The organism is Sphingobium sp. CR2-8 (assembly GCF_035818615.1).
Taxonomy (GTDB): domain Bacteria; phylum Pseudomonadota; class Alphaproteobacteria; order Sphingomonadales; family Sphingomonadaceae; genus Sphingobium.
Map to the genome: position 1 here is coordinate 1,115,443 of NZ_JAYKZY010000002.1, position 15,235 is coordinate 1,130,677.

Below are 15,235 nucleotides of genomic sequence, written 5' to 3' on the forward strand. Positions count from 1 at the left end.
TTATTGCCCCCCCGCCGTCATCTGCTTGAGGTCGCCAGCCCCTGTCAGCGGCTTGTCGCGATAGGTGGAAATGGCGCGGTTCGACGTCGCGGTGCGCAGGTCGCTGTCGGTGCCCTGACCACGGACCAGGTCTTCCGGGTTGGCGACCATCGCGGCCCAATTGCCGTTGACGCCGCAGCCGAAATTGGACGACGCACCCAGATTTATGTCGGTTTCCTGCTTCTGGTGCCAGTCCGGGCAGCCGGGCACGCTGGCCGTGGCACGGCGGACGATCAGGCGGACATTGCCCGCAGCGGCCTGTCCGGCCTCGGCCGAACTGTCTTCCGCGATCAGCAGGCCATGGCGCGCCACGACGTCGCCGATATCGTCGCGCAGGGCAGGGCTGTAATAGCCGCCCTCAGTGACGATCGCGATAGAGTCGCCATAGCCCAGGCCGATGGACACGAACCAATCGTTCAGCCGGATCGCTTCGGTGGGGGTAAGGCCACCGCCCGAACCAGCCTGCACATCGAACGTATAGGCGCTGTGGCTCACGACCGGCTGATGCACCGAATCGACGCTGCGGTTGGCGCGGGGCGGGCGGGCATGGGTGGTCATCGGAAGCGCCATGATCGCGATCGCGGCGAGCGCTTTAAGAGGCAGACGGGGAGGGAGGGGAGAGGTCATGTCTTTGTCCTTCCGTCAGAAACTGAAGCCGGGTGCGGCGGCGGGCTTGGTCGACTTGCCGTCGCCGCGCGGCGGCGCATAGGCCTGAGGGCTGACGGGCGCCGGAGAACCGGGCGCACGTGTCGGTCCCCGGCCACGCGCACCACTGACGCCGTCATTGCCCTGTTGCAGCAACAGGCCCTGCGCCACGGTCGCGTTGCGGAAGCCATCGGTCGGCAGGCGTACGTCCCCGGCGTTCATCGGCTTGGCGAGATAGGGGGTGACGACGATGACGAGTTCGGTTTCCGACCGCTGGAAGGATCGAGATTTGAACAGGCTGCCCAGGATCGGGATGTCTCCCAGCCCGGGCACTTTGTCGACCGTGTTGCCGGTTTCCGCATTCAGCAGGCCCGCGATCATGAAGGCCTGGCCTGATCCCAGTTCCACTGTCGTTTCAGCGGTACGGCTTTTGAGCGCGGGGACGTTGGCATTGATCGTGAAGTCCAGGCTCGACACGGTGGGCCGAACGCGCAGCGAAATGCGCCCGTCCGACAAAACCGTCGGCGTGAACGCGAGTTGCACGCCATATTGCTTGAATTCGATGCTGTTGCCCTGCGTGCCGTTGCTGACCGTATAGGGATATTCGCCACCAGCCAGGAAACTGGCGGTTTCACCGGACAATGCCGTCAGGTTCGGCTGGGCAAGGGTGGTCGCCAGACCGCTTGATTCGGCAAGGTCCAAAGCACCAGCCACGTCCATGCCGAACAGCCGCGCAACAAAACCGAGCGTGGTGGACCCATCTGCGGGTTGGGTGAAGTTATATTCCGTGGAACCGGGCACCGAAGTGTAGGGGGGCGTGAACGAACCATCCGGATTTAGGACGCCCGGCACGATCGTAGGCTTAGTGACATTGCGGGTGACGAAGTTGCGCGAATTGCGGCCGACATAGCCGCTGAAAGAACCCTTCACGCCACCGAGCCCAGATATGTTCATGCCGATCTTGTGACCAACATCCTTGCTGACTTCCGCGATCTTCACCTGCAACATGACCTGCAACGGCGTCGCCATGCGCAGGCGGCTGACCACGGTCGTTTCCTTGCCCACGAAGGCCTGCGTCAGCCGTTCGGCCTCCGCCGCGTCCTCGGGCGCCTTGATCGTGCCGGTCAGCAGGACCATGCCATTCATCTTGTTGACCGCGATGGCGGCGTCCGGCATCGCCAGGCGCAGCATGTCGTCGATGCTGGTCAGGTTGTTGCCGACCCGCACCGTGCCCGAAAACAGCACCTTGCCGTTGGTCGCGGTGGCGAAGACGGTGGTTTCGCCCGCCTTCTTCGCGATCAGGTAAAGCTGGTTCTGCGACCGGACATGGACGTCGACGACGGACGGATCGGCGATCACGACATCGGACATCTTGGCCGACAGGTTGACCACCCGGCTGCCGCCGATCGACATCAGGATCGCACCGTCCTGCATGCTGGAGGGCGCGGCGTTAAGCGCCGTGGTGGGGGCCGCGATGGTGGCGACGGCCAGGCCCAGGGCAATGGCCGGAGCGGTCAGGCGCGGCGCGCGATTGTGCAAGCTCTTCATCTTACTTCCCCCGACCGGAACTTCGGTCACTTGGGTGCCGCGAGCCACGCGGATCACCGGCCCCTTGAAGGCCACGGTGCCGACCGGCGCGCCGTTGGCGGCCATCATCGGCGGTATCGGCGCTTCCGCCTTGGCCGGGACCGAGCTGCGCTGGTAGCGCGATACGTCGGCGCCCGTCGAATAGGTGGAACCGCGATCGACCGGGCTGGCGGCCAGCTTGGCGATGATCGCCTTTTCCGCATTGGGATTCGCGCCGCCGGGCAGGTCGACATCGGTGCCCGCAATCGCGGCATCCAGGTCGGACGTGGTGTCCGCCATCGACCGGAGCGACATGGACAGCGACCCGATGGTCTGCGACACCGCGATCTTTTCGGCGATCTTGGGCGTCACTTCGATCGTGACGTTGGAATAGGTGCGCACTTCGGGCTTGCCGTCCGCGCCCATCGCATCCATGCGCTGGTCGGTAGCGAGCACGCGCAGGTTGCGCAGGATGGTTTCGGACACGCGCAGCGGATCGCCGTCGCCACCGCCTGCCACGCTTTGTGTCAGGACCAGGTCGATCCGATCGCCCGGAAATACGAAGCCCGCGACGGAGCTTTGCGCGGACACCGGAACCGTGACCGCCCGCATGCCGGGGCCCAGCGCCGCCGCCAGGAAACCACGATCGCCCGGCTGCACGATGGACCCCTGGGTCATCGGCTGCCCTGCTGTGATAGCGGTGCGCACGACGCTGCCTGCCAGCTTGGCGGGATCGGCCTCACCACGCAGGAAATAGGCCTGCTCGATCAGATCCTTGGGCCAGGGCTGAAAGCGGAAGCTTTCCGCGTCCAATATCGTGCCCACGGGCAGCGCCTTGGTCGCGACCAGCACATGGGGCTGATCGGCTTCGACCGGCATGTTCGCGGCATTGACCTGCGGCGTACTCGACGAACTCAACATGTTGCGTGCAAGCAAGGCTGTAGTGACTGCTATGATTAGCGCCCCCACCAGCAGCACGATCTTCTTGGCATCCATGACGAAATTCGCCTCCCTCAAATGGGTGCACTGCCCCCAGTGCCCCACTCATTACGCAAAATGGTTAAGATATCGTTCGCCAAGCAGCCAAAGGGCCGCGACGGATATGGCAACGCCATAGGGAATTTCCGGCTGTCCCAGCCTCTTTGTCATCCGGTGGTGGATGACCGTGACGATCGTGACCAACCCGCCCAGCATCGCCATCAGGACGATCATCGACAGCACCGCCTGCCAGGGAAACCACAGCGCCAGCGCGCCGAGCAGCTTGACATCCCCTCCGCCCATCATGCCTGCGGCGAACAGCGCAGCGAACAGGACGAACACGATGACGCCGACCAGCAGTTGCACCGCCATGCCGGGCCACGGCTCCAGCCCGCTCGCCAGCCACCACAGGGGCGCGAGCAAGGCGATGGCCAGGTTCAGCCGATTGGATATGATGCGCGACCGTAAATCCGTGATCGCCGCCACAATCAGCAGCGCGCCCAATAGCGCTATCAGCGCCAGTCGGAAATATTCCCCGGTCATGGGGGTTAGGCCCTAGACCATATGGCTTACCAAAGGGTAACCACGGCACAGATGGATTCACCCGATTTCCCGACGGCGGCCCCCGACGCGCCGATCAACCGGCGCGCCTGGCCGATGGGCGGGCGGCTGGACTATTGGACCGCGCCCGATGGCTGGCCGATCCGCCGGTATCAGCTGGGATCGGGCGAACGTGGCCGCATGCTGGTGCTGGGCGGTCGCGGCGACATGATTGAAAAATATCTGGAGGTCATCCACCATTGGGCGACGCGCGGCTGGGCCGTAACCAGCTTCGACTGGCGCGGACAGGGCGGATCGGGCCGCCTGACCGACGACCCGCTTTGTGGGCATATCGGCGACTTTGCCGCGTGGATCGCGGACCTCAATGCGCTGGCGGCGGACTGGCGGGCGGAAGGGCATGGCCCCACCGCCATGGTGGCGCACAGCATGGGCGGCCATATGTTGCTGCGCGCGCTGGCCGAAGGCATGCCCGCGCCCGGCGCCGCTGCCGTGGTCGCGCCGATGCTGGGCGTCCATAGCGCGCCGCTGCCGCGCTGGCTGGCGGTGGCGATCGCGCGCTTCATGGTGGGCATCGGGCGGGGGGAGCGTCCCGCCTGGACGCAGAAGGAGCAATCCGACCGGCAGCGGCGGATGCGGCAGAAAAGGCTGACCCACGATCCGGATCGCTATGCCGACGAAATCTGGTGGCGCGATCATAGTCGCGATATCGCGCTGGGTCCGCCGAGCTGGAACTGGGTGCTACAGGCGCTCGAATTGACCCGAACATTGGCGGAAGGACCGGCGATCGCCCGGATCGACACGCCCATGCTGATCCTGGCGACGGATGCCGACCAGCTTGTATCGACACCCGCCATCCGCGAGGTGACAGGGCGCATCGCGGGCGCGCGGCTGCATGTCTATGGGCGGGAAGCGGCGCACGAGATATTGCGCGAACTGGACCCGGTGCGGCTGGACGCGCTGTCGCGGATCGATGCTTTTCTGGACGAGAAGGCTCCCAGCGAGATCGGCCGTTGACCCATCCCGACATCGTCATCATCGGCGGCGGCATGGCCGGCGCCAGCCTGGGCGCGGAACTGGCGGCGCATGCCCATGTGCTGATCCTGGAGATGGAGGAACAGCCAGGCTATCACGCCACGGGCCGGTCGGTGGCTTTCTGGGAAGAGACCTATGGCGGGCCGATCGTCCAGCCGCTGACCACCGCGTCGGGGCCGATGCTGACCGATCCCGACCCCGCCTTTCACGACCGCAGCTTCCTCTCGCCGCGCCGCACATTGCACATCGGCCGCGCGCGGGACGCGGATCGGCGCGATGCGCTGCTGGCGCAGTTCGCGGGCCGGGTCGATCTGCAATGCGTCGATCCCGCCACGCTGGTGCCGGGGCTGCGGCCCGACTGGACGCTGGGCGTGCTGGAGCCGAGTTGCCGGGACATCGACGTCGGGGCGTTGCATCAGGCCTATCTGCGCCGTTTCCAGCGCCTGGGCGGCGAGGTGCGCCTGGCCAGCGCGTTGACCGCAGCCCATGCCGAGCCGGGCGGCTGGCGCATCGACACGCGCGAAGGCGCCATCCACTGCGGCCTGCTGGTCAACGCGGCGGGGGCCTGGGCCGATATCGTCGCGGCGGCCAGTGGCGTCGCGCCCGTGGGTATCCGCCCGTTGCGGCGCACCGTCGCGCAGTTGCGCGTGCCCGCCATGCCGTCTTCCGATCTGCCGCTGGTGATGGACCTGTCGGGCGGCTTCTATTTCAAGCCGGAGGGGGCGGGGCGGCTATGGCTCACTCCGCATGATGAAGCGCCGTCGCTCCCCTGCGACGCCGCGCCGGAGGAACTGGCGGTGGCGCAGGCGATCGCCCGGTTCGAGGAAGCGGTCGACTGGCCGATCGCGGCCGTCGAACGCAAATGGGCCGGGCTGCGCAGCTTCGCGCCCGACCGTGCGCCCGTCTATGGGTTCGATCCGGATGTTCCGGGCTTCTTCTGGTTCGCGGGGCAGGGCGGCTTCGGCATCCAGACCGCGCCCGCCGCCGCCCTGCTGGCCAGTGCGCTGATCCGGGATGAAGCCCCATCGGCGCAGATCGCCAACCTCGATCCGCGTCCCTATTCTCCCGCCCGGTTTCGCTAAGCCCCGGTTTCGCTAAGCTACGTCCGCATCGCACGGCGACTGGCCAGCCCCATCATCGCGAAACCGGCGAGCGACGCGACGATATTCGCCATCGCCGCACCCTTCGTGCCGTAGAGCGGCAGTAGCGCCGATTGCAGTCCCAGCAGCAGCAGGGTCGAGATGACGGTGATCCGCAGCGACAGGCCCGCCCGGTCGGTTGCCATCAGCAGCGGGCGATAGCTGACCCCGATCAGTTCGATGCAGGCGGCCACGCCCAGCATCAGCAGCAGCGGATAGGCGGGCAGGAAATCCTTGCCTGCGATCAGCCCCAGCAGCGGATGGCCGATGGTGAGGATCAGGCCGATGATCACCGCGCCCGCCGCCAGCGCCAGCCGGTTGGTACGCCGGAACAGCGCGCTCAATGCCTCCTTGCCCTGCGTGCTGGTGCGCGACAGTTCGACGAAGATACTGCGCGACAGCAGGCTGCTGATCTTGGTCAGCGAATTGGCGAGCTGATTGGCGAGGCGATAGAGGCCTGCGCCCGCCGGGCCGACGAAAGCGCCGACGATCAGCACCGCGACCTGTTGGCCGATGGACGACAGGCTGGTTTGCAGGTTGGTCGCCGTCAGAAAGCCGACGATGCCGGGATTTTCCGTCCGCGCGTCCAGCGCCTTGCCCGCGCGCCAGTGGCCGATCCGGCCCCGCCCGACCTTCAGCGCCAGATACCAGTAGCTGAGCGCGCAGAGCAGCTCGGCAAAGGCCCAGGCGATCAGGAAACCGCTGATGTCGGGCATCACGGCCAGCGCGACGCCCGCGCCGATCATCCGCCCGACCGGGATCATGGTTTCGGCGAAGGAGGCCGAATCGAACCGGTCGAACAGGCGCAGCACGCCGGTCGGGCTGGACCGGATCGTGACCATCATCACCATGCAGAAGGCCCAGACCTGCCATCCCATGTCCGGCCCGATCCCCAGCAGGTCGCCCAGCAGCAGGATGATCGCCGCCGCGATCACGCCGCCCGCGAGCGCCGAGGCCAGGTCGATCAGGATGCAGAAGCGCAGCACCCGGTTCAGCGCGTCGCCGTTCCCGCTCGCCAGATGCGGCTGGCCGTAGCGCACGACGATCTGCCAGCTGTCGAAACTCACCAGCGTCTTGATGACGTTGGCGGCGCTCAGCACCAGCGCGAAACGCCCGAAATCGGCGACCCCCAGGGTGCGGGTTACGATAGCGAGATAGGCCAGGCTGAGCACCGCGCCCACGCCCTTGCCCCCCAGCAGCCAGCCGGTATTGGCCAGGATGCGGGCGAAACCGTCCCCCGCCGCGCCCGATCCGCGCTTGAACATCGTCACTCCATAGGGCCAACGGGTAGGTTGGGCACGCCGCGCTTTAGGCGAGCGTCGGGACGAGTGCAAATGCCGCCTTTTTTTCGGCCAAATTGCCATCTAAAGCCGCGCCCATGACGATCACCAAAGCCATCATCCTGTCCGCCGGCCAAGGCTCGCGGCTCCTGCCGCTGACCCGCGACGTGCCCAAATGCATGATCGACTTCAACGGCCGCACCCTCATCAGCTGGCAGGTCGCGGCGCTGGTCGCCAATGGCGTGACCGACATCGTCGTCGTCACCGGCTTCCGCACCGAACGGGTCGAGGATCATGCGCTGCAACTCTATCGCGAAACCGGCGCGCGCATCCGCACCGTCTTCAATCCCTTCTTCCAGGTCGCCGACAACCTTGGCACATGCTGGATCGTGCGGGAGGAGATGGACCGCGATTTCATCATCCTGAACGGCGACACCATCGTGTCGGACGCGATCGTGGCGAAGCTGGTCGATGGCGCGCAGGACGCCATCACCGTCACCGTGGATGTGAAGGCCGACGGCGATTATGACGATGACGACATGAAGGTGAACCGCGACGAGAGCGGTCGCCTGCACCATATCGGCAAGCGGCTGCTGCCGCCCGACACCAATGCCGAATTGATCGGCATGCTGGCCTTCACCGGCGAAGGCCCGGCAATCTTCCGCAACCAGGTGGAGCAGATGATGCGCACGCCCGAAGGCGTGGAACGCTGGTATCTGCGCGCCATCGACATCATCGCCAAGGGCAATCGCGTGGGCACCGTGTCGATCGACGGACTGGACTGGCAGGAGGTCGATTTCCCCCAGGATGTCGAGGCGGCCCAGACGCTGACGGACAAATGGGTGGCGGAAGGACGCTACGCGAAATAGGAGAAGGCGGGCTTAACTTCGCACATTTCCTGCTGGTTTCGACATTAAATATCCTATTTCGGATTTATCGTTACGCTGCCCAACGGTGCTGGCCGAACGATGTTAGCAGGCGAGGTGGGACGTAGGATAGCCCGGCTGATCTATATTCCATCATCGAACGAAGGTGGGTGGCGCGATGGCGAACTTAGAAAACCTCAGCCTTTGATCCCGTTGAAATGCCCCTTCAACCAGTCGCGCAAACTGTCCAACTCGCTGTCCAGTTTGACCGCCGAGCCCAAGTCCGGCTGCCCCGGCCAGCCAGCATCCGCAATGGTCAGGCCGCAGGCGCTGCGTGTCCCTTCGTAGCGGGGAATGACGTGGAAATGGACATGGGGGTCGACCATCATCAGCATCAGATAGTTGATCCTGCCATAATCCACCGCTTTGGTCAGCGCCGCCTCGATCGCGGCGGTGACGGTCTTGAGTTCGGCATGCGCCTGCCCCGGCAGGTCGCCGAACGCGGTCGCGTCGCTCTTGGCCGCCAGCACCAGCGACCCCAGCGTCGGCTGCGCGGGACGCAACAGCACGACCCAATGGTCGAACGCGGCGATCAGCGTCGCGGGCCAGCCGAACTTCTCGATCGTCGCGTTCATAGGGCTGCCTCTGCTTCGTCCATCCAGCTGACGATCGGCTTGCCCGACCGCCGCACGCCATAGGCCTGGGCCAGCCGCACGGCATGGACGACGAGCGAGAGGATCGTCCACCAGGCCAACGCGATGAGGCCGATGTCGGGGCGACCGAACAACAGCGACACGAACAGGATCACCATATTGGGATTGCGCCGCGCGGTGATGAGCCGGAACTGGCTGTCGAACGGCCGCCAGACATGGATGTCCATCTTGAAGTCCTTGAGGAACATCCCCTCGATCAGCCGTTGCAGGATATAGCCCGCGATCACTGCGGTCATGATAAAGGTGAAGGTGCCGCCCGACAGGCCAAGCCCCCAATAGACCAGCCCGGTGCCCCAGAAATACCACCAGAAGGGCGGGTGGACCAGGTCGACGCCATGGTCGATTACATTGCCCCATTTGGACGAAGTGATGGTGCAGCGCGCCAGCTTGCCATCGACCGTATCCAGCACCATGAAGATGAAGCCCGACAGGAAGCCGGTCCAGAACATGCCCTGCGCGAACAGATAGGTGGCGAGCAGGCACAGGGTAACGCCGATCACCGACACCATATTGGGTGTCATCCGCAATTGCGCGGCGATCCGCGTCAGCACCAGCGCCAGTTCGGGCCACAGATATTTGGTCAGGACATCGGTCACGCCCTTATACGCGCCGAAATAGCTGCGCCGCTCGATCGCGCGCCGGGTCGATGGGGTCAGTTCGCACACCATCGGCTGCTCCAGTTTGCGCAGCTGCCGGTTGTAGAGCTTGCGCCCGTCCGCCAGGTCGATGACATGCGGCGCGGTCAGCGGATCGACGCCTTGCGCCACCTGGCCCACGATCGGCGTGCCCGCCCAGGCGAACAGGGTGCCCGGCGTTTCCAGAACAAGGCGCAGCAAGAGCGGGTCGAAGGCGTAGGTCAGGTTGAACAGCAGCTCATGTCCCGCCGCCAGCGTGCTGCCATTTTTCGCCGCGCTCTGCGCCATGCGGCGATTGCGCTCGGCATTGGACATGCCCCAGATCGGCGTCGCATTGTCGCCCATCAGGCGGACGGGGCCAAGGGCGGTGGTGATTGTCTGGCTCATGCGTGGCTCTTTGCGAAGTTCAGGATGATGTCGGCCTGACGCTGCGAAGCGGGGAAGGGCGACAGGTCTATCGATTGCTGCATCGCCGCTTCCTGAGCAGCAACGAAGCCGGGTTGCAAGTCGTTCGCGTGGGCCAGCGCGGCGGGCAGGGCGTCCGCGCGCTCGATCACCTGGCCCAGCCGCCAGTGGGCGAAGGCGTCGCCCGCCGCGTCGCGATGGTCGAGGTTGAGGAAGATGCAGGGTCGCGGCTGGATCAGAAATTCGTAAACCTGGCTCGACACGTCGCCCAGATAGACGTCGGCGCTCATCGTGTAACCCATGTCGATCGACCGGCGGCTGCCCATGTCGACATGGATGTGCGGCGCGGCGCTGACGATCGGCGGCGTCTTGGCGGCCAGCTTGGTATGCGGGGCGATGACGACGTTCCAGCCGGTCAGCGACTCCAGCGCGGCCAGCACCGCCGGGCCATGCCGGACCCAGGAGGACAGGTCCGCGTCGAAATGCGGGTTGTAGAGCAGCACCGGCTTGTCGTCGGGGAAGAGGCGCTGCCGCTCCGCCTTCAATTCGAACTTGGCATAGCCACCGACCGCCACCGTGTCCGCCGTGCACAGCCCGCGATCGATCATGCGGCGGCGATCCTTTTCGCCCGCGACCAGCGTCAGGTCGAAATCGGCATGGCGTTTCTTGTAGCCGCCCTCCCGGTCACCCGCGCCATGTTTGATGAGGATGAGGCGGGACGTAAAGCCCGGCACGCGGCGCAGCCAGGCGCTGCTGATTTCCGTCGTCACCAGCGTGGGGAAGCGGGCGATGATGCGATAGTTGAGCAGCAGGGTCGCCAGGCGCGAAGGCTGGCGAAAGAGCGAGTTGGGGCGAGAGGGCGGGCGACGCAGGCGAATCATGTGGAGGGTGGCTTCGGGGTCATAGCTGGCGACCAGCGCCAATATCTGGTCCGACGGCGACAGGATGCTGACCCGCACATCGGGCCGACGCGCCAGTTCCAGAGCGGCGGGCAGCCAATGAAAGAGTTGCTGCGCTTCGGCGATGGCGAGGAAGGCGATGTCGGTCGGCAAGGGCGGCGGTTCCTGATGGCGATGCACGTTCCCTGGCCTTCGCCGAGGAACATTATCCCGAACGCAACGGAATACGCACCCATCATCGCCCTAGCGCGGTCGGCCAACGAAGCAAAGACGCTGGCCGACTATTTGCAAGCCATTTGCAACAAGGGCTTATGGGCAGAAACATGGGTCACAGTGCTGGACCTTTGCGGATTTTTCGTTATGCGGACCCCCAACAACAGACATCTTTCGAAGAGGCTCGACGAGCGATGGCCGAATTTGCGTTGCCCAAGAACAGCAAGATCAGCGGCAAGGGCGTAACCCATCCCGCACCCGACGGCGCGACCAATGTCCGTAGCTTCAAGGTCTATCGCTACGATCCCGACTCCGGCCAGAATCCCCGCTACGACACGTTCGAGATCGACCTCAACTCTTGCGGGCCGATGGTCCTGGACGCGCTGCTCAAGATCAAGAATGAATATGATCCCACGCTGACCTTCCGCCGCTCGTGCCGCGAGGGCATCTGCGGTAGCTGTTCGATGAACATGAACGGCAAGAATGGCCTGGCCTGCACCACCGCGATCGACGAGTGCAGCGGCAAGGATGTGCGCATCACCCCGCTGCCGCACATGGACGTCATCAAGGATCTGGTGCCCGACTTCACCCATTTCTACGCCCAGTATAATTCGATCCAGCCCTGGCTGAAGACCGTGTCCCCGCCGCCGTCGGGCAAGGAGCGGCTCCAGTCGCCCGCCGACCGCGAGAAGCTCGATGGCCTGTACGAGTGCATCCTGTGCGCCTGCTGCTCGACCAGCTGCCCGTCCTACTGGTGGAACAGCGACAAGTTCCTGGGTCCAGCGATCCTGCTCCAGGCCTATCGCTGGCTGGCGGACAGCCGCGACGAATACACCGGCGAGCGTCTGGACGAGTTGGAAGATCCGTTCCGCCTCTATCGCTGCCACACCATCATGAACTGCGCGAATGTCTGCCCCAAGGGCCTGAGCCCGGCCAAGGCGATCGCCGAAACCAAGAAGATGATGGTCGAACGGCAGCTGTAGGTTGACCAGCGACGGCATCGCCGGCGGCGTCACGCTGACCGAAGGGAAGTGGGCGGGCTGGGCCGCATGGTCGGACCCACATCCCGATACCTTTCTCCAGGCGATCGGTCGCGGCTATATGCGCAGCGACACGCCGACCAGGGCGCGGGTCGGGCTGGAGACGCGATCGAGCCATCGCAACCGGCTCGATACGCTGCACGGCGGTTTCCTCGCCGCCTTTGCCGACCATGCCTATTTCGGCGCGCTCTGGGCCATGGGGCACGAGGAACAGATTAACGGCGTCACCATCGACCTGTCGATGCAATATCTGGGTGCGGGCAAGGTCGGGCCGGACCTGATCGCCGAGGTCGAGGTGCTGCGCGAAACCGGGCGGCTGTTCTTCCTGCGCATGCTCGTCACCCAGGATGGCGAGCCGATCGCCGCTTCCACCGCCACGCTGCGCAAGGCGCCAAGCGCCCAGTGACCAGCGTCATCGCCCGCTACGACGCGCTGGTGCAGGCCGGCGAATTGCGGCCCGACCCGGACCAGCGGGCGGCGGCGGAGCGACTCGACCGGCTGCAACAGGAACTGGAAGCGGTGCCCGCGCGCGGATCGACGCTGTGGAAGCTGCTGCGCAAGGCGCCCGAGCCGCCGCGCGGCCTCTATATGTGGGGCGGGGTCGGGCGCGGCAAATCGATGCTGATGGACCTGTTTTTCGACACGGTTCATGTCACCCGCAAGAAGCGCGCCCATTTCCACGAGTTCATGTTGGACGTCCACGCCCGGTTGGCGGAAGCGCGCAAATCGGAAAAGGGCGATCCCATCCCGCCGGTGGTGGACTCGCTGGCCGACGAGGCGCGGCTGCTCTGCTTCGACGAGATGGTGGTCAACAATATGGCGGACGCGGCGATCATGTCGCGGCTGTTCACCGGCCTGCTGGAAAAGCGGGTGACGATCGTCACCACGTCCAACCGCGAACCCGACGAGCTCTACAAGAACGGCCTCAACCGCCAGCTTTTCCTGCCCTTCATCGACCTGATAAAGGTGAAGCTGGACGTGATGACCTTGAACGGTCCGACCGACTATCGGCGCGACCGTCTGGGCGACGCGACGCTGTGGCATTGTCCCAACGGTCCGGAGGCGACCAAAGCGCTGTCCGACGCCTTTTTCCGCCTGACCGATTTTTCGGTCGAGGATCGGACGCGCGTGCCGTCGGAGGACATCGTCGTGCAGGGCGGGCGCACGCTGCACGTCCCCAAGAGCCTGAAAGGCGTCGCGGTCTTCTCGTTCAAGCGTCTGTGCGCCGAGGCGCGGGGCGCGCCGGACTATCTGGCGATCGCGCGCAAATATCACACCGTCATCATCGTGGGCATCCCCGTGCTGGGGCCGGAGAAGCGGAACGAGGCCGCCCGTTTCGTGACGCTGATCGACTCCCTCTACGAATATAAGGTGAAGCTGTTGGCGTCAGCCGATGCCCAACCCGCCAATCTCTATCCCCAGGGCGACGGAGCGTTCGAGTTCGAACGTACCGTGTCGCGGTTGATGGAAATGCAGTCGGACGACTATCTCGCCCTAGGCCACGGGCCGAAATAGCCCGGCGCGGCCTGGCCCCCAAATAGCCTTGCGCGTCGCCCCGCCCCCTAAATCCGCCTGTTTTGTGTCCATTCATCGCCGGGCGGGGTCTGCCCATCCGATGCCTGTGCGCCGTTCATCAGGACGCAATCTTGTGGTGGGAAACAGGTCGGGTGCCGTCGTGATCGACGACACCCGACAGGATACCTCTGCAGGGAAGGCTCGCGGACCAGGGTAGAAGCCCGGAGCGACAGGGTGTGAATCCCTTCTAATGCAATTGCGAATGAATTGCAAAGATAATTTGCCTTTCCGAGGTTTGGGCGGTTGAAACCCCGGTTCGAAGGGCGTAGGCGAACCAGCAATTCCAGTAGTCATGACTTGGAGGATGATTGCATATGGCCCGTAACAAGATCGCGCTTATCGGCGCTGGTAATATCGGCGGCACGCTGGCGCATCTGGCTGCGCTCAAGGGACTGGGCGACATCGTCCTGTTCGACGTGGCGGAAGGCGTGCCTCAGGGCAAGGCGCTCGACCTGTCGCAATGCGCTTCGGTCGAAGGCTTCGACGCCAAGATCACGGGCAGCAATGATTATGCCGACATCGCGGGCGCGGACGTCATCATCGTCACCGCCGGCGTCGCCCGCAAGCCGGGCATGAGCCGCGACGACCTGCTCGGCATCAACCTGAAAGTCATGAAGGCCGTGGGCGAGGGCATCGCCGCCAACGCGCCTGACGCCTTCGTCATTTGCATCACCAACCCGCTCGACGCGATGGTGTGGGCGCTGCGCGAATTTTCGGGCCTGCCGCACAACAAGGTCGTCGGCATGGCCGGCGTGCTGGACAGCTCGCGCTTCAACCATTTCCTGGCGGAAGAATTCAACGTGTCGGCCAAGGACGTCACCAGCTTCGTGCTGGGCGGCCATGGCGACACGATGGTCCCGGTCATCGAATATTCGACCGTCGCGGGCATCCCCGTTCCCGACCTCATCAAGCAGGGCCGTTCGACGCAGGAGCGCATCGACGCCATCGTCGCACGCACCCGTTCGGGCGGGGGCGAGATCGTCGCGCTGCTCAAGACCGGTTCGGCCTTCTATGCGCCCGCCACCAGCGCGATCGCCATGGCCGAAGCCTATCTGGGCGACAAGAAGCGTCTGCTGCCCTGCGCCGCCAACCTGACCGGCCAATATGGCGTCGACAATCTCTATGTCGGCGTGCCTGTCATCATCGGCAAGGACGGCGTCGAGCAGATCGTCGAGATCGCGCTGAACGACGAAGCCAAGGCGAACCTTCAGGTGTCGGTCGACGCGGTGAAGGAGCTGCTGGAAGCGTGCAAGGGCATCGATCCCTCGCTGGCATGATTGACGAATAAGGAGCCACCCCGGCGAAAGCCGGGGCCCAGTCGGGGTGACGCCGATGATGGAAAGCCAGGCTTTCGTCTACATCATGGCAATCGACGGAACGGCACGATCTATATCGGGTCTACCGTCGATCTCCCAAAAAGGGTTTGGGAACATCGCAACAGCGTCGTCCCCGGGTTCACGAAGCGATATGGTTGTCATCTTCTCGTCTGGTACGAAAAACATGACAGCCTGGAAGCCGCCCGCCTTCGTGAGCGGCAGATGAAAGAATGAAAGCGAGCGTGGAAGCTGCGCGAGATTGAAGGCCCCAACCCGGAATGGACGGACCTTTACGATCGGACTGCGCAACCATGATCGCTTTGGAAACTGGGC

15 protein-coding genes and 1 pseudogene are annotated in these 15,235 nt (G+C 64.8%); 8 read left to right on the forward strand and 8 right to left on the reverse strand.

The window, feature by feature from the left end:
• From U5A82_RS09355 to U5A82_RS09370, 4 genes and pseudogenes are all read right to left on the reverse strand, one after another.
• Positions 1-666, reverse strand: coding sequence for a CpaD family pilus assembly protein (locus U5A82_RS09355; protein WP_326290359.1), 666 nt, complete (start codon positions 664-666; stop codon positions 1-3).
• Between the two features lie 15 nt (positions 667-681).
• Positions 682-2,232: a type II and III secretion system protein family protein gene (locus tag U5A82_RS09360; protein WP_326292894.1), complete on the reverse strand. Its 1,551-nt coding sequence runs from the start codon at positions 2,230-2,232 to the stop codon at positions 682-684.
• Between the two features lie 6 nt (positions 2,233-2,238).
• Positions 2,239-3,246, reverse strand: a pseudogene (gene cpaB / locus U5A82_RS09365) (Flp pilus assembly protein CpaB); the annotation flags it as partial.
• Positions 3,247-3,297: 51 nt separating this feature from the next.
• Positions 3,298-3,771, reverse strand: coding sequence for an A24 family peptidase (locus tag U5A82_RS09370; RefSeq protein ID WP_326290361.1), 474 nt, complete (start codon positions 3,769-3,771; stop codon positions 3,298-3,300).
• 51 nt (positions 3,772-3,822) lie between these two features.
• Between U5A82_RS09370 and U5A82_RS09375 the strand changes: the two genes are divergently transcribed.
• Positions 3,823-4,803, forward strand: a complete 981-nt coding sequence (locus U5A82_RS09375; protein ID WP_326290363.1) for an alpha/beta hydrolase — start codon at positions 3,823-3,825, stop codon at positions 4,801-4,803.
• The gene (locus U5A82_RS09380; protein WP_326290365.1) at positions 4,800-5,903 is read left to right on the forward strand and encodes an NAD(P)/FAD-dependent oxidoreductase; all 1,104 of its coding nucleotides are present in this window, start codon (positions 4,800-4,802) and stop codon (positions 5,901-5,903) included. Before U5A82_RS09375 ends, U5A82_RS09380 begins: the two co-directional genes overlap by 4 nt.
• A 17-nt stretch (positions 5,904-5,920) precedes the next feature.
• Here the strand turns inward: U5A82_RS09380 and U5A82_RS09385 are convergent, their stop codons facing one another.
• A complete protein-coding gene (locus tag U5A82_RS09385) occupies positions 5,921-7,225 on the reverse strand; it encodes a lipopolysaccharide biosynthesis protein (protein ID WP_326290367.1) in 1,305 nt (434 codons plus the stop codon).
• A gap of 113 nt (positions 7,226-7,338) precedes the next feature.
• Between U5A82_RS09385 and U5A82_RS09390 the strand changes: the two genes are divergently transcribed.
• A complete protein-coding gene (locus tag U5A82_RS09390; RefSeq protein ID WP_326290368.1) occupies positions 7,339-8,109 on the forward strand; it encodes a phosphocholine cytidylyltransferase family protein in 771 nt (256 codons plus the stop codon).
• Between the two features lie 194 nt (positions 8,110-8,303).
• Here the strand turns inward: U5A82_RS09390 and U5A82_RS09395 are convergent, their stop codons facing one another.
• Genes U5A82_RS09395 through U5A82_RS09405 form a run of 3 tightly spaced genes read right to left on the reverse strand, consistent with a single transcriptional unit; the run spans position 8,304 to position 10,911 of the window.
• Complete coding sequence (locus tag U5A82_RS09395; protein WP_326290369.1) at positions 8,304-8,741, reverse strand: HIT family protein; 438 nt, start codon at positions 8,739-8,741, stop codon at positions 8,304-8,306.
• Complete coding sequence (locus tag U5A82_RS09400) at positions 8,738-9,841, reverse strand: CDP-alcohol phosphatidyltransferase family protein (RefSeq protein WP_326290371.1); 1,104 nt, start codon at positions 9,839-9,841, stop codon at positions 8,738-8,740. Before U5A82_RS09400 ends, U5A82_RS09395 begins: the two co-directional genes overlap by 4 nt.
• Entirely contained in the window at positions 9,838-10,911 is a 1,074-nt protein-coding gene (locus U5A82_RS09405) for a glycosyl transferase (RefSeq protein WP_326292895.1), read from the reverse strand. The genes U5A82_RS09400 and U5A82_RS09405 overlap by 4 nt, the downstream gene beginning before the upstream one ends.
• A 254-nt stretch (positions 10,912-11,165) precedes the next feature.
• Here U5A82_RS09405 and U5A82_RS09410 point away from each other — a divergent pair, with 254 nt between their 5' ends.
• From U5A82_RS09410 to U5A82_RS09430, 5 genes are all read left to right on the forward strand, one after another.
• A complete protein-coding gene (locus tag U5A82_RS09410) occupies positions 11,166-11,954 on the forward strand; it encodes a succinate dehydrogenase iron-sulfur subunit (protein WP_326290373.1) in 789 nt (262 codons plus the stop codon).
• 1 nt (position 11,955) lies between these two features.
• Entirely contained in the window at positions 11,956-12,417 is a 462-nt protein-coding gene (locus U5A82_RS09415) for a PaaI family thioesterase (protein ID WP_326290375.1), read from the forward strand.
• Positions 12,414-13,526, forward strand: coding sequence for a cell division protein ZapE (zapE, locus tag U5A82_RS09420; RefSeq protein WP_326290377.1), 1,113 nt, complete (start codon positions 12,414-12,416; stop codon positions 13,524-13,526). The genes U5A82_RS09415 and zapE overlap by 4 nt, the downstream gene beginning before the upstream one ends.
• A 374-nt stretch (positions 13,527-13,900) precedes the next feature.
• The gene (mdh, locus tag U5A82_RS09425; protein ID WP_326290378.1) at positions 13,901-14,863 is read left to right on the forward strand and encodes a malate dehydrogenase; all 963 of its coding nucleotides are present in this window, start codon (positions 13,901-13,903) and stop codon (positions 14,861-14,863) included.
• Positions 14,864-15,136, forward strand: a complete 273-nt coding sequence (locus tag U5A82_RS09430) for a GIY-YIG nuclease family protein (protein ID WP_326290380.1) — start codon at positions 14,864-14,866, stop codon at positions 15,134-15,136.
• The last annotated feature ends 99 nt before the right edge of the window (positions 15,137-15,235 follow it).

Excerpts from the sequence above, each read along its gene's own strand:
- U5A82_RS09355 (WP_326290359.1), bottom strand. The coding sequence starts at position 666 with ATGACCTCTCCCCTCCCTCCCCGTCTGCCTCTTAAAGCGCTCGCCGCG.
- U5A82_RS09360 (WP_326292894.1), bottom strand. The coding sequence starts at position 2,232 with ATGAAGAGCTTGCACAATCGCGCGCCGCGCCTGACCGCTCCGGCCATT.
- U5A82_RS09370 (WP_326290361.1), bottom strand. The coding sequence starts at position 3,771 with ATGACCGGGGAATATTTCCGACTGGCGCTGATAGCGCTATTGGGCGCG.
- U5A82_RS09375 (WP_326290363.1), top strand. The coding sequence starts at position 3,823 with ATGGATTCACCCGATTTCCCGACGGCGGCCCCCGACGCGCCGATCAAC.
- U5A82_RS09385 (WP_326290367.1), bottom strand. The coding sequence starts at position 7,225 with ATGTTCAAGCGCGGATCGGGCGCGGCGGGGGACGGTTTCGCCCGCATC.
- U5A82_RS09390 (WP_326290368.1), top strand. The coding sequence starts at position 7,339 with ATGACGATCACCAAAGCCATCATCCTGTCCGCCGGCCAAGGCTCGCGG.
- U5A82_RS09395 (WP_326290369.1), bottom strand. The coding sequence starts at position 8,741 with ATGAACGCGACGATCGAGAAGTTCGGCTGGCCCGCGACGCTGATCGCC.
- U5A82_RS09400 (WP_326290371.1), bottom strand. The coding sequence starts at position 9,841 with ATGAGCCAGACAATCACCACCGCCCTTGGCCCCGTCCGCCTGATGGGC.
- U5A82_RS09410 (WP_326290373.1), top strand. The coding sequence starts at position 11,166 with ATGGCCGAATTTGCGTTGCCCAAGAACAGCAAGATCAGCGGCAAGGGC.
- mdh (WP_326290378.1), top strand. The coding sequence starts at position 13,901 with ATGGCCCGTAACAAGATCGCGCTTATCGGCGCTGGTAATATCGGCGGC.